At 72.6% G+C, this 13,338-nt stretch carries 12 protein-coding genes; 4 read left to right on the forward strand and 8 right to left on the reverse strand.

All coding sequences use genetic code 11. From position 1 onward, the window contains the following. Positions 1–14: 14 nt before the first annotated feature. Both AAC134_RS14245 and AAC134_RS14250 read right to left on the reverse strand, forming a co-directional pair. Positions 15–1,460, reverse strand: a complete 1,446-nt coding sequence (locus tag AAC134_RS14245; protein WP_339949770.1) for an NAD(P)/FAD-dependent oxidoreductase — start codon at positions 1,458–1,460, stop codon at positions 15–17. Between the two features lie 67 nt (positions 1,461–1,527). Next, entirely contained in the window at positions 1,528–2,547 is a 1,020-nt protein-coding gene (locus AAC134_RS14250; protein ID WP_339949771.1) for a TRAP transporter substrate-binding protein, read from the reverse strand. Between the two features lie 220 nt (positions 2,548–2,767). Between AAC134_RS14250 and AAC134_RS14255 the strand changes: the two genes are divergently transcribed. Beyond that, positions 2,768–3,526 carry an SDR family oxidoreductase gene (locus AAC134_RS14255; protein WP_339949772.1) on the forward strand — a complete coding sequence of 253 codons (759 nt, stop codon included), beginning with the start codon at positions 2,768–2,770 and terminating at the stop codon, positions 3,524–3,526. Positions 3,527–3,535: 9 nt separating this feature from the next. Further along, positions 3,536–4,231, forward strand: a complete 696-nt coding sequence (locus AAC134_RS14260; protein WP_339949773.1) for a TetR/AcrR family transcriptional regulator — start codon at positions 3,536–3,538, stop codon at positions 4,229–4,231. A 6-nt stretch (positions 4,232–4,237) separates the two neighbouring features. On the opposite strand, the gene AAC134_RS14265 is transcribed toward AAC134_RS14260, so the two are convergent. The 6 genes from AAC134_RS14265 to AAC134_RS14290 all read right to left on the reverse strand — a co-directional run bounded on the left by AAC134_RS14265 (position 4,238) and on the right by AAC134_RS14290 (position 11,601). Continuing rightward, entirely contained in the window at positions 4,238–5,869 is a 1,632-nt protein-coding gene (locus tag AAC134_RS14265) for an AMP-binding protein (protein WP_339949774.1), read from the reverse strand. Positions 5,870–5,983: 114 nt separating this feature from the next. Next, a complete protein-coding gene (locus AAC134_RS14270; RefSeq protein WP_339949775.1) occupies positions 5,984–6,874 on the reverse strand; it encodes an alpha/beta hydrolase in 891 nt (296 codons plus the stop codon). Next, positions 6,871–7,830, reverse strand: a complete 960-nt coding sequence (locus tag AAC134_RS14275) for a nitronate monooxygenase family protein (protein WP_339949776.1) — start codon at positions 7,828–7,830, stop codon at positions 6,871–6,873. Before AAC134_RS14275 ends, AAC134_RS14270 begins: the two co-directional genes overlap by 4 nt. Before the next feature lie 134 nt (positions 7,831–7,964). Next, entirely contained in the window at positions 7,965–9,428 is a 1,464-nt protein-coding gene (locus AAC134_RS14280) for an NAD(P)/FAD-dependent oxidoreductase (protein WP_339949777.1), read from the reverse strand. Between the two features lie 55 nt (positions 9,429–9,483). Next, entirely contained in the window at positions 9,484–10,626 is a 1,143-nt protein-coding gene (locus AAC134_RS14285) for a hypothetical protein (protein ID WP_339949778.1), read from the reverse strand. 129 nt (positions 10,627–10,755) lie between these two features. Next, positions 10,756–11,601, reverse strand: a complete 846-nt coding sequence (locus tag AAC134_RS14290) for a LuxR C-terminal-related transcriptional regulator (RefSeq protein ID WP_339949779.1) — start codon at positions 11,599–11,601, stop codon at positions 10,756–10,758. Between the two features lie 10 nt (positions 11,602–11,611). Between AAC134_RS14290 and AAC134_RS14295 the strand changes: the two genes are divergently transcribed. Both AAC134_RS14295 and AAC134_RS14300 read left to right on the forward strand, forming a co-directional pair. Further along, positions 11,612–12,487, forward strand: coding sequence for an alpha/beta hydrolase (locus tag AAC134_RS14295; RefSeq protein ID WP_339949780.1), 876 nt, complete (start codon positions 11,612–11,614; stop codon positions 12,485–12,487). Beyond that, on the forward strand, positions 12,484–13,233 hold the full coding sequence (locus tag AAC134_RS14300) for a glucose 1-dehydrogenase (RefSeq protein ID WP_339949781.1): 750 nt from the start codon (positions 12,484–12,486) through the stop codon (positions 13,231–13,233). The genes AAC134_RS14295 and AAC134_RS14300 overlap by 4 nt, the downstream gene beginning before the upstream one ends. Positions 13,234–13,338: the final 105 nt, after the last annotated feature.

A 13,338-nucleotide genomic window follows, 5' to 3' on the forward strand; every position in this document is an offset into this window, starting at 1 on the left:
CGGGGTCTCCGGCATCAGGCGAGGTGGAACTCGGCGGGGTCGGGTCGGGCAAGCGAGGCGGTGAAATCCTCGTAGGTCCAGGGCCAGGAGGCGACCTTGCCGCTGCGGTCGAAATACCAGCTCGAGCAGCCGCCGGCGGCCCAGACGGTGCCGGGCATCGCGGCCTCTAGCCGGGCGTTCCAGTCCTGCGTGGCGTCCTCGCGCGGCTCGACCAGGCGGGGCGCCTCGCCGGCCTCGACCAGGTCTGCCAGGCCCGCGATGAAGCCCACCTGCGCCTCGGCCGTCATCAGGAACGAGAAGTTGCCGATCGGGCTGTTGGGCCCGCCCACGAAGAAGAAGTTGGGGTATCCCGGCACGGCGACCGAGCGCAGGGCCCGGCTGGATCCCGCCCAGTCGTCGTCCAGATCCCGCCCCGCGCGCCCGATGACCTTCATCGGCCGGTGGAAGTTGAACGTGTCGAAGCCGGTGGCGAAGACCAGCACGTCGAGCGCATGCAGCGCCCCGTCGCCCGTGCGCACCCCCTCCGCCTCGATCCTCTCGATCGGGTCCGTGACCAGCTGGGCTGCGGGGCTCTGGATCGCCTCGTAGAAGCGGTCGGAGATCACCAGCCGCTTGCAGCCGACCTCGTAGTCCGGGGTCAGTCGGGCGCGCAGGTCGGGGTCGCGCACGCGGGCGAGGTTTGCCCGGCAGTTCGCCTCGATCTCGGCCAGCGCCTCGGGGTTGCGGCCGACCAGCGCGGCGGCGAAGCGGCCGTTCATCGCCTCGCCCAGCATGTCGTAGAGGCCGCGCATCCGCTCGGGCTCGGCGGCGAAGGCCTCGCGTTTCGCTGCGGCGATGGGGCGGTTTGGGACCGAGAAGATCCATTGCGGCGTGCGCTGAAAGAGCGCGATCCGCGCCACCCGGTCCGCCACCGCCGAGACGATCTGCGTGGCCGAGGAGCCGGTCCCGATCACCCCGACCCGCAGCCCGTCGAGCGAGAGGTCCTCCGGCCAGCGGGCGCTGTGGAAGCTGCGGCCGGCGAAAGCCTCGCGGCCCGGAATGGCGGGCAGCACCGGCTTGTGCAGCACCCCCATGGCCGCGATCACCAGGTCGAAGGCGCCGGCGTCGCCCGAGGTCGTGGTCAGCCGCCAGCGCCGGCCCTCCAGCGCGGCGCGGCGCACCTCCTCGCCGCAGCGGATCAGGCCGGCGACGCCCAGGTCGCGCGCCGCGCGGTCGAGATAGGCCAGGATCTCCGCCCCGCCGGCGTATTCCATCGACCAGTCGGGGTTCGGCGCGAAGGAAAAGCGGTAGAGGTGGGAGGGGATGTCGCAGGCGACCCCGGGATAGCGGTTCTCGCGCCAGGTTCCGCCCAGCCGCGCGGCCTTCTCGAAGACCTGCACGTCATGCCCCGCCGCGCGCATCCGCGCCGCCGCGGCGATGCCCGAGGCGCCGGCGCCGATCACCGCGATCCTGAGCCCCATGGCGCCCTTCCTTTCAAACTCAGTTTCGATTTTCGAGCGTGGGGCGGGACGCACCCGCCCCGCGCCCCTACTCGGCGGCCTCGACCGCCCGGGAGAGCGCGTCGGCGATGTCGGCGGCATCCTCGACGCCGGCGGCGGTCGCCTTCTCGATCCAGGCCTCGCGCACGAAGGCCAGGCGCTCGTGCAGGTCGGCCATCAGTTCGGGGCTGGCGGCCTGGACCACGGCGCCCTCGCGGGCCTCCATCTCCTCTCGCGCGACCTGGTCGTTGAGGGCGTAGTTCCGGCCCACCGCACGGGCCCAGGTCTCGCCGGCCGCCTCCATGAGGATCTGCTGGTCCTGCGGCTCCAGCGCGTTCCAGCTGTCGATGTTCATCACGAAGGCCAGGCCCGGGCTGAACAGCCCTCCCTCGACCAGGGTGATGTAGGGCAGCACTTCCATCAGGTTGAAGCTCTTCTGGGAGTCGAGCGGCGCGAAGGCCCCGTCGACCACCCCGCTCGAGGCCAGTTCATAGAGCTCCGAGATCGGCTTGTTGATCGGGACCGTGCCCATCGCCTCGGCGGCGGGGATGAAGCTGGCGATGGGGTTGCGCATCTTCAGCCCCTGCAGATCGGCCATCGAGGTCGCCGGGGCCGAGCGGGTGACGATCTGCGCGGGCGAGGCGACCGAGAGGCCCAGCAGCTTCACGCCCTTGAACTCGCCGTATTGCGCGAGCCGCTCCTGATAGACCCGCCAGTAGGCGACCGAGACCGCCTCGGGGTCGTCGCCGATGAAGGGCAGCTCGACCACCTCGCTCAGCGGGAAGCGGCCGGGGGTGTAGCCCATGATGATGAAGGCAAGGTCCGCCAGCCCGTCCACCGCGGCGTCGTACTGGCCCGCGACCGTGCCGATCACCTTGGGCGGCGTCTCGATCCGCACGCGGCCCTCGGTCTTCGCCTCGACCTCGGCGATGAACGGCTCGATCGCGTGCTCGAGGATCAGGTGGCCGCCTGGCAGCCAGTTGGAATAGCGCAGAACCGTCTCGGCCTGCAGCGGCGCGGCGGTGGCGAGCAACGCGGACAGCGCCGCGCCTGCAATCATCGTCTTCATGTGCGACCTCCCTTCGACGGCGCCGGCTTCTGTCGGCCGGGCGCGGCCTTTTCTATTTTCATATATACTGCATTAAATTGCATGCGATCAAGATCGGTGATTTCTCATTTTTTCTTTTTGCATCAATATTTTAAATGAATTTCCCCCTCGCGGCAAACTCCGCTAATCTAAATTTGATTCGAATCAGGATGCCCGAGCGGCACGAGAACGGGAGACGCATATGGACGGCACGGGCGTGGCGCTCATCACGGGCGGCAGCGGGGGCATCGGGGCCGCCACCGCGCGGCGGCTGGCCCAGGACGGCTGGGGCGTGGCGATCGGCTGGCGCTCGGGGCGGGAGCGGGCCGAGACGCTGGCCGCCGAACTCTCCGCCGCCGGCGCCCGGGCGGTCGCCCTGCCGCTCGACCTCGCCGACGCCGAGGCGACCGCGCGCAGCATCGACGCGCTGGCCGAGGCGCAGGGCGGGCTCTCGGGCCTGGTCACCGCCCACGGCCCCTTCATCCGCATGGCCCACGTCAGCGCCATTCCGCCCGAGCAGTTCCGCCGGACGATGGAGGACGACGTCTTCTGCGCCTACAACGCCATCCACGCCGCCCTGCCCCACCTGCGCCGCAGCCGCGGGCCGCTGGTGTCGATGGCCACCGCCGCGCTGGGCCGATACCCGGCGACCGACATGCTCTCGGTCGCGCCCAAGGCCGCCATCGCCGCCCTGGTGCGCGGCGTCGCGGTCGAGGAGGGACGCTTCGGGATCCGCGCCAACGCCATCGGCGTGGGCATGCTGGGCGACGGCATGTTCGACGCGCTGCAGGCCGCGGGCCATTTCACCGAAAGCTTCGTTGAGAAGTCGCGGGCCAACATCGCCCTCAGGCGCCTGGGCGACTCGGCCGAGATCGCCGCGGTCGCCGCCTTCCTGATGTCGCCCGCCGCCTCCTACGTCACCGGCCAGTTGCTGATGGCCGACGGCGGCTACGCGGTGTAGACACGGGCCATGGACGACGCGGCGCAGCAGAACTCTCCGGGCAAGCCGGCTCGCAAGGGCGCCGCCCGTCCTCCGCGACGGGCGGAGCGCGCCGAGGCCAGCGCCAGCAAGTCCGAGCAGACCCGCGCCCGCATCCTCGACGCCGCCGCCTTCGTGTTCGCCCGCAAGGGCTATTCGGAGGCGCGCCTGTCGGACATCGCGCGCACCGCGCGAATGCAGACCGGCAGCCTCTACTACCACTTCGCCTCGCGCGAGGAGCTGGTGGCCGAGGTCATGCGCGTGGGCGTCGAGCAGGTCCACCGCGCCGTGCGCGAGCGGATGGAGACGATCCCCGAGGGCACGCCCGAGATCGAGCGCCTGCGCCTGCTGCTGGAATGCCACCTGCTGACGCTGATCGACCAGAACGACTACACCCGCGCGATCAGCCGCCTGCTCGGCCAGGCGCCGCCGCGGCTGCAGCTTCAGCACTCGGCCAACGGACGCCAGTTCATGGCCCTGTGGCGGGGCCTGCTGCGCGAGGGGCAGGCCTCGGGCGTCCTTCGCTCCGACGTGGACATGTCGGCGATCCGGATGCTGCTGCTGGGCGCGATGAGCTGGTCCATCGTCTGGTTCAAACCCGAGAACGGCCCGGCCGAGCTGGTCGCCCGGGACTTCGCACGCATGGCCGTGGACGGGCTGCGCGCCCGCCCCGCGGCCGAGGGCTGAGGGGGCTCAGGCCCGCTCCGCCGCCAGCACCTGCTCGCGAAGCGCCTTTCGCATCAGCTTGCCGGTGGGGGTGGTGGGCAGGTCGTCCACGAACTCGATCCGCCGGGGCGCCTCGTGCCGGGCCAGGCGGCCGCGCACGAACAGGCGCAGCTCCTCCTTCAGCGCGTCCGAGGGCGCGGCGCCCTCCGCGAGCCGGATGAAGGCCGCCACGATCTCGGTGCGGTCGGGGTCCGGCAGGCCGATCACCGCCGCGAGCGCCACCGAGGGATGGGCCAGCAGCGCGTCCTCCACCTCCGAAGGGCCGATCCGGTAGCCCGATGAGGTGATCACGTCGTCGGCCCGCCCCACGTACCAGAAGAACCCGTCCTCGTCCTGCCGGCCCAGGTCGCCGGTCAGCATCCACGCGCCGACCATCTTGTCGGCCGTGGCCTGAGGGTTTCCCAGATACTCCCGGAAAATGATCGGATGCGGCCGGCGCACCGCGATCTGGCCGATCTCGCCGGCCGCGAGGCGGGCGCCCGCGTCGTCCACGATCGCCGCCTCGTGCCCCGGAACCGCGCGGCCGAGGCAGCCGTGGGGCGCGCGCATCCGGCGCTGGTTGTTGACCAGCAGGGTCGAGCACTCGGTCTGGCCGAAGGTCTCGTTGAGCGGGGCGCCGAAGACCTCCTCGACCCATCGGTAGAGCTCGGCGCCGCAGGGCTCGCCGCCGGTGATCACGGCGCGCACCTGGAGGTCCCCGCGCCGCTGCTGCGCAAGCGGGACCTGGCGCATCATCTTGAGCATGGTCGGCACCAGGAACACGCGGTTCACCCCGTGCTCGGCGAGGGTGCGGAAGGTCTCGGCCGCATCGAAGGCGCCGGCCCGCGGCTGGGCCACGACCGTCATCCCCAGGAACAGACCCGTCATCAGCGTGCACATGTGGCCAGCGAGCCAGGCCCACTCCGCCGGCGACCAGATCACCTCGCCGGCCCTGGGGTAGTCGTAGAGCCACTCCATCGCCGCCACCTGGCCCAGCATATGCGACTGGGGCGCCACCACGCCCTTGGGCTGACCCGTGGTGCCGGAGGTGAAGTTCAGCGACAGCGGATCGTCGGCGCGGGTGTCGGCCGTCTCGAACCGGGAGGGGCGCCCGGCGAGCGCGGCCGAGAGCGCGTCGGCTTCCCCCGCGCCCGCGTCGGAGACCAGGATGCGCACCGGTCGGCCCGCGATCTGCACCGCCTGCCGCGCGCGGGCCTCGTTCTCGCGGTCGACGACCAGCAGGCCGATGCTCGCGGCCCGGAGGCGGAAGGCCAGCGCCTCGGGCGCGAAATGCGTGGACATCGGGCAGACCGCGGCGCCGGCCTTCCAGGCGCCGATGGTGACGGCGGGCGTGGCGAGGCCCGGCTGCGCCAGCACGCCGACATAGTCGCCGCGCCCCAGCCCCTGTTCCTGCGCCAGATGCCCGAAGCGCGAGGCAAGATCCGACAGCTCGTCATAGCTGTGCCGGACGACGCCCTTCGACGTCTCCACCACCAGCGCCGGGTTCGCGCGGCCGAGGTGCCGGTCGCAGGTGTCGCGCGCGGCGTTGTAGCGGTCCGGCACGTTCCAGGCGAAGCGCGCCGCGACATCCTCCCAGGACGCGCCCTCGGTCATCACCATTGCCGTCTCCTCCCGTCGCCCCGCGGATCCGGCGCCCGCGTTCCGGCGTCAATATTCTAACTACGATTCGATTTCAGGGCGCAAGGCGGCGCCCTGCGAACCGGGCGCCGTGGGTCAGGAGATCCGCGCGCGCAGGAACTCCCCGATGCGGGCCAGCGAGCGCTCGGCCTCCGGCAGGTCTGGGAAGATCTGGAAGTGGTGGATCATCTCGGGCCAGACCTCGAGCGTCACCTCGACCCCGGCCGCGCGGGCGCGCTCGGCGAAGGTTTCGGAGTCGCTCAGGATCGCCTCGTGATCGCCCACATGCACCACCGTCGGCGGCAGGCCCGCGAAGTCCCCGTGGATCGGCGAGGCGAGCGGGTCGCGCGGATCCCCCTCCCGTCCCAGATACAGCCGCGCCATCACCAGCAGTTTCTCGCGCGGCGTCATCGGGTCGAGGCCCGCGCGCGAGGTCAGCGACTCGCCCTTCGCCTCCAGGTCCAGCCAGGGTGAGAGCAGGGCCGCGGCCCCCGGCAGCGGCGCCCCCTCCCGTTTCGCGCGCAGCATCGTGGCCAGCGCTAGCGCCGCGCCCGCGCTGTCCCCGGCGATGGCGACCCGCCCCGGCGCCGCGCCCTGCGCCAGCAGCCAGCGCCAGGCGGCGGCGCAGTCGTCCAGCGCGGCGGGAAAGCGATGCTCGGGCGCCAGGCGGTAGTCGAAGGCCAGCAGCGGCAGGTCGGCCGCCGTGGCCAGCCGGTGCATCAGCCCGCGGTGCGAGCGGATCGAGCCGACCTGATAGCCCCCGCCATGAACATAGAGGATCGCGGGCGCGCCCTGCCCCGCCTCGGGCCCGAACCAGGCGCCGGGCATTCCGGCGACCTCGACGTCCCGACAGGGCGGCGCCTCGGCCCCGCCCAAGCTCGCGTCGAAGTCCGCGCGCATCTCGGCCAGCGTCGTGTCGCGGGTCCAGCGGGCGAAGGTCGCCTCCATCCGCGCCTTCACCGCCTCGATCGGCGTCATGCCGCTCATGCCCGCATCCTCCCAAAGCGCCCGTCGATGATCTCCTCGGCCTCGGCCACGATGCGCGAGACCAGCTCGGCGCACGTCGGCACGTCGTGGATCAGCCCCTGCGCCTGACCGGCCCAGATGATGCCGCCGTCGACGTCGCCCGAGACCAGCGCCTCGCGCCCCCGCTTGCCCGAGACGAGATCGGCCACCGCCTCGAATCCCGCCCCCGGCGCGGAAAGCCGCGCCGCCGCCTCGTCCGAGACCGCGTTCCTGGCCACCCGCGCGGTGTTGCGCAGCGAGCGAAAGATCAGGTTCGTCGCCCGCTCGTCGTTGGCCACCAGGAAATCCTTGATCGCGGGGTGGGCGGGCGCCTCGGCCGTGGCGCAGAAGCGTGTGCCCATGTTGATCCCCTCGGCCCCCAGCGCCAGCGCGGCCGCGAGCCCGCGCCCGTCCGCAAAGCCGCCCGAGGCGATCATCGGGATGCGCACGCGGTCGGCCGCGGCCGGGATCAGCACCAGGCCGCCGATGTCCTCCTCCCCCGGATGGCCCGCGCATTCGAACCCGTCGATCGAGATCACGTCGACGCCCATCCGCTCCGCCGCCATCGCGTGGCGAACGGAGGCGCACTTGTGTATCACCTTCACGCCGTGGGCCCGGAAATCCTCGACATGCGGGCCGGGGTTGCGCCCGGCGGTCTCCACGACCCTCACCCCGCCCTCGATGATCGCCCGGCGGTAATCGTCGTAGGGGACCGGATCGATGGTCGGCAGGATCGTCAGATTTACGCCGAACGGTCGGTCGGTCATTTCGCGGCAACGCCTGATCTCGGCGGCCAGCGCCTCGGGCGAGGGCTGCGTCAGCGCCGTCAACATGCCCAGCGCACCCGCGTTCGAGGCCGCGGCGGCCAGGCCCGCCCGCCCGTAGAAGGTCAGTCCTCCCATGACGATGGGGTGCTCGATCCCGAGCAGGTCTGTCACACGCGTTTTCAAGCCCACGGCCGGGATACTCCAAGTCGGCTTCGGTCGGCCCGCAAGATGCCGTCCGGGCCGCCGCGCTTCAATAATAAAACCGTCCAGTCGGTTTTATTTTTTGCACCCCTCCGCGGCGCGCGTCATTCGACGGGGGCGAGAACATCCTCGAAGTCGCGCCAGTCCGGAGCCCGCAGGACGTCGGCGAAACGCTCGAAGGTCCAGGGCCAGGAGGCGACGTGGCCGTTGCGGTCGATGTACCAGCTGCGGCAGCCGCTGGCCCAGACGGTGTCCTGCACCCGCTCGCGCGCGGCGGCCTCGAAACGGTCCATGGCCTCGGCGCGGGGCGCCAGCGCGCGCGCCTCTCCGCGGGCCACCCGCCCGATCAGGGCGAGGATGTAGTCGAACTGCGTCTCGGCGGTCATCAGCCAGGAGAAGTTGCCGATCGGGCTCGAGGGACCGCCGATCATGAACCAGTTCGGAAAGCCCGGCGTCGCCACGGTCAGGTAGCTGCGGTTCGCCTCCGCCCAGGCCTCGTCGAGCGTCGCCCCGCCGGGGCCCTCGACCCGCATCGGCCGGAAGAAGCGGTGGGTGTCGAAACCGGTGGCGAGCACGATCACGTCGAATTCCCGCACCACGCCGTCCTCGGTCTCGATCCCCCCCGGCAGGATGCGCCGGATCGGATCGACGACCAGCTCGGCGTTGGGGCGCTGGATGGCCTCGTAGAACTCGCTCGACATCACCAGCCGCTTGCAGCCGACCTGGTAGTCGGGGGTCAGGCGGGCGCGCAGCTCGGGGTCGGCGACGGTGGCCACATGCGCCTCGCAAGCCTCGACCAGCTTGGCGTAGGCGCCGGGATTCTCGTTGACGATGGCCGCGGCGAACAGCTCCACCTGGCGTCGGTTGAGCTTGTCGTATTCGGCGGCCAGCGCCTCGGGGTCGGCGCGGAACTCCTCGCGCCGCTCGGGCGGGATCTCCTTGTTGGGCAGCGGCAGGATCCACTGCGCGGTGCGCTGGAACAGGCTGAGGCGGGCCGTGCGCCCGGTCGCCGCGCCGACCAGCTGCGTGGCGGTCGAGCCGCTGCCGATCACCGCCACGCGCTTGCCCTCCAGCGTCTCGTCCTCCGGCCAGCGGGCGGTGTGGAAGGCGCGGCCGCGGAAATCCTGCAGCCCCTCGATCTCCGGGACGACGGGATGGTGCAGGACCCCGGTCGCGGTCACCACCACGTCGAAGGCGCCCTGGGGACCCTGCGAGGTCTCGAGCCGCCAGCGTCCGTCCTCGAACCGGGCCGAGAGCGCCTCATGCCCGAAGCGGATCCGCCGGACCACGTCGCGCCGCTCGGCCACCTCGCGGAAATAGGCCAGAAGCTCCTCGCCCGTCGCCCAGACATGGGTCCAGTCCGGGTTCGGCGCAAAGGAATAGCGGTAGGCGTGGCTGGGCACGTCGCAGGCCACGCCCGGATACCGGTTGTCGCGCCAGGTGCCGCCGAGATCGTCGGCCTTCTCGAAGCAGACCACATCCTCGTAGCCCGCCTCGGCCAGCCGGATCAGCGCCATGATGCCCGAGGCGCCCGCCCCGATCACCGCAATCCGGAAGCCTGTGTCCATGCTGGGTCTCCTTCGTCTTGTGGCGCGGGGCCGCCGGTCGGGCGGCCCCGCGAGGTCAGGGACGCGCGCCGTAGGCGGCGACGTCGATCCGCGAGAGCGCCTCGTCCCAGAGCAGGGCCGCGAAGGCCGCCTCGGAGTCCACCGGCTCGACCAGCGTCAGCCAGCGCGCGAACAGGGCCTGCATGCGCGCCGCGCTCTGTTCCGCGCCGGAGATGCCGAAGCGCTCGGCATAGGCGGCGACGGCGGCGTCCGCGTCGGCATGGGCGAAGGCGGCGGCCTGGGCGGCCATCTCCTGCGAGGGCGGGCCGGCCTCGACCCCCATCCCCGCCGCCGCCTCGACCGCGGCCGCGCCCTTCTCCTCGTAGCGCCAGGTCAGCGCCGCGGCCCCGGCGGCCGAGGCTTTCAGCAGCGCCGTGCGCCCGGCCGCGTCCAGCCCGGCCCAGAAGTCCGCCCCGACGTTGTGGATCGAGGCCGTCCCGAAGCCCCCGCCCGGGTAGTCCGAGACCACGGCCTTGGCCACCTCGGCCAGCCCGAGGTCGACCAGCTCGACCGGGTTGGAGATCGTGCAGTCCAGCACCCCCTGGCTCATCGCCACGAACTGCTCGGAGGTGGGCACGGTGACGCCGATCGCCCCGACGCTGGCCGCCCAGCGCGACCAGGCCGGCGCGGCGGCGCGGATCTTCAGCCCCGCGAGGTCCGAGACCGTCTCGACGGGCCGCGAACAGATCAGCGAGTAGCCGGTCGACGAGTTCACCGTGAACACCTGGTTCTGGGCCAGGAACTCCGCCTGGCAGGCGTCGCATTCCAGCGCGATGAACTCGGTCATCGCCCCGGTCCAGGCGAGCGCCGGACGCGACCCCAGCGGGGCGTCGGCCCACAGCATCACCAGCTCGCCCAGCACGTTGCTGCTGGGATAGTCGGTGGGGAAGTAGGGGCCGATCAGGGCGCCGGTCTCGACGATCCCCTCGCGCAGCCCGCCCGAAAGCTCCGAGAAGCTGAGCAGCGAGGCGGCGTAGACCTTGGCGGTCAGCGCGCCGCCGCTTTCGCGGGCCAGGGCCTCGGCGAAGGTCTGGGCGGCCTTGTCGCCGGTCGAATTGGGCGGAAAGCCCGTCGCGTAGCGGATTTCCTCCGCCGCCGCAGGCATGGCCGCGACAGCCAGCGCGGCAAGCAGCGCCGAGCGGCGCAGTGCGGTCATCATCTCCGATCCTCCCTGTCCGGGCGGCCTTTTGGCGGCCGCCTCGCGATCGACCTTCGGCGGAGGTCCGCCGCGGTCGGCCAAGGAGGTAGCAGGGACGCCGCGGCACGCGTCCCCTCGAAACCCGCAGGCTCAGTCGATCGGGCCGACCAGACCCAGCTGCGCGCCCAGGGCCACGGCATGCACCCGGTTCGCGGCCCCCAGCTTGCGCACCACGTTGTCGAGGTGGAAGCGCACGGTGGTCGCGCGCAGGCCCAGCATGCCCGCCACCTGCTCCTCGCGGTGGCCCTGCGCGGTCAGGCGCAGGCACTGCTGCTCGCGCGGGGTCAGGCGGGCGAGTTCCTCGGCGCTGGAGGGGAAGCGGGCGGTCTCGGCCAGGTAGACGCGCATGAACAGGTGCGCGGCGGCGAGCAGATAGGGCCGCGCGAACCCCAGCGCCTCGCGCGCCTCGGCCTTGGTCAGCCCGCCGCCCCAGGTCACCATGGCGATGCGCCCGCGCGGCAGGTGCACCGGCGCGGTGATCAGCGCGCGCAGGCCCATGTCGCGCATCAGCCCGGTCAGGCGCGGGATCTCGGAGGGGCGCGAGGGGATGCGCGCGTCCAGGTCGGTCACGAACGGCTCCGCCCCCGTCCGACAGCGGATGTAGAGCGGGCTCTTGAGCATGATCGCCCGGTTCCACCACAGCGAGAGAACCTCGTCCGACCAGCCGGCGCGGCGCATGAAGGCGTCCATGTGCCGGTCGAAGTCGGGGCGCGCCACGTCGGGCGCCCAGGACAGCGTCGGCAGGCCGAGGGACTGGCCGATGGTCTGCAGGCCCGCCTGGCCGGCCTCGAGCGTCTCGGCCCGGTCGATCGCGGCGAGCGCCTCGACCAGGGCGCGAAGGGGCCCGCCCGCCGGGTTCTCCTGCGGGGTTCGAGGGGGGCGTCCCGGATTCTGCGTGCTATCGCCGTGTGACGTCGACCGAGAAGAAGCGACCATGGGAGGCACAATGCCCGCAACCGAACTGGAACGTCTAGCCGCCGCACTGCGCGCGCGCCCGTTCGAACTGACCGAAGACCCCGCGCCGGCCCGGCGCCGGATCGAGGCCTTCGCCGACGTCTACGCCCCGCCGCCCGGGCTGCGCATCGACGCCACGGAGCTCGCCGGCCGCCCGGCCGAGCGGCTGAAGGCGGGCGAGGGTCCGCGCGTGCTCTACCTGCATGGGGGCGGTTTCGTCACCGGCTCGCCGGCCTCCCACCGCCATCTCGCCGGCCGGCTCGCGGTCGAGCTGGGGGGAGAGGTCATCCCGCTCGACTACCGCCTCGCGCCCGAGCACCCGTTCCCCGCCGCCCTCGAGGACGCGGTCGCGGCCTGCGAGGCGATGGAGGGTCCCTTCGCGCTCGCCGGAGACTCCGCCGGCGGCAACCTTGTCTTCGCCGCCGCCGCCGCGCTGCGAGACCGCGGCGCGCCCTTGCCCGCGGCGCTGCTGGCGCTGTCGCCCTGGCCCAATCTCGACAGCGGCGACGAGGCGTTCGATCTGCTGGCCCCGCTCGATCCGCTGCTCTCGCGCGAGGTCGCCGACTGGCACGCGACCCGCTACCTGGGCGGCGCCCCGGCAACCGATCCCCGCGCGTCCCCCCTGTTCGCCGATCTCTCCGGACTGCCCCCCACGCTGATCCAGGCGGGCGACCGGGAGGTGTTCTTCGGCGACGTGGCGCGCCTGCACCTGCGCCTGCTCGCCGCCGGCGTGGACGCGCAACTTCAGGTCTGGCCGCGCATGATCCACGTCTGGCACCTGCACTGGCCGGTCCTGGAGGAGGGCAGCACGGCGCTGGCCGACGGCGCGCGTTTCGTCCAGACCGCCATGGCGGAGGCCCAGGCATGAGCGGTCTGCTGGAGGGACGGGCGGTCCTGGTCATCGGCGGCGCCTCGGGGATCGGCCGGGCGACGGCGCTCGGGATCCTGCGCGAGGGCGGACGGGTGGTGATCGCGGACCTCGAGGCCGAGGCCGCGCGCGCTCTCGCCTCCGCCTGCGGCGACCGCGCCGTCGGGATCGGCGTCGACGTCGCCCGCCGCGAGCAGGTCGAGGCGGCCGCCGACCTGATCCTCGCGCGGCATGGCCGCTTCGACGGCATGGTCAACTGCGCCGCCCGGCCCGAGCCCTACCGCGGCCTGCTTGAAGCCCCCGAGGAGGCCTGCGACGAGATCTTCGCCCCCAACGTTCGCGGCGCCTGGATCGCCCTGCGCGTGGCGATCGCGCGGATGCAGGCGCAGGGGCGCGGCGGCTCGATCGTCACCATCGCCTCGGCCGCCGGGGTGCGGGGGGTGCGCGGCATGGCCCTCTATTGCGCGAGCAAGCACGCGGTGATCGGCCTGACCCGCTCGGCCGCGCTGGAGTTCGCCCGCCAGGGCCCGCGCATCAACGCCGTCTGCCCCGGCGTGATCGAGACCCCGATGATGGCCGGCGTCGCGGAAGACCCCCGCGCGCGCCGCTCGCTCGAGGCCGGCCAGCCCAACGGCCGCTTCGGCGCCCCCGAGGAGGTGGCCGAGGCCTGCCTGTGGCTGCTCTCGGACCGCGCCTCGCTGGTCACGGGCGCGGTGCTGGGCGTCGACGGCGGCATGACCGCCTGACGCGTCGCCCCCCCCTCGGAACCGAGGGGGGCCGGCGCCCTGCCCGCCCGGCTATTCTGCCCAGAACGCCCGGCCGCCAGAGCCCGGAACGCCCATGGGAGGAGC

It is taken from the genome of uncultured Albimonas sp. (genome assembly GCF_963977235.1).
Taxonomy (GTDB): domain Bacteria; phylum Pseudomonadota; class Alphaproteobacteria; order Rhodobacterales; family Rhodobacteraceae; genus Albimonas.